The 219-nt window shown below is 42.0% G+C and carries 1 protein-coding gene; it reads right to left on the reverse strand.

Features of this window, described 5'->3' with window-relative positions; genetic code table 11:
- Positions 1–33 precede the first annotated feature (33 nt).
- Positions 34–219 (reverse strand): hypothetical protein (locus tag A3712_RS07980; protein ID WP_157618726.1); only part of this gene is annotated, 186 nt, incomplete at its 5' end.

Consider the following 219-nt stretch of genomic DNA (forward strand, 5'->3'; position numbering starts at 1 on the left):
TTTAATGTTCTATTCTAATTAATGTTTTAAAGCCTAATTCTCGGTACCGATAAAGCCACCAGTCTGGTGATTCCACAACTGCGCATAGATACCATTTTGGTTAATCAGATCTTGGTGAGTGCCTTCTTCAACGATATTACCTTCATCTAAAACGATCAGGCGATCCATTGCTGCGATGGTGGATAGGCGGTGCGCAATTGCGATAACCGTCTTACCTTC

Origin of the sequence: Vibrio sp. HI00D65, from assembly GCF_001635455.1 — a bacterium.
Classification (GTDB): domain Bacteria; phylum Pseudomonadota; class Gammaproteobacteria; order Enterobacterales; family Vibrionaceae; genus Vibrio.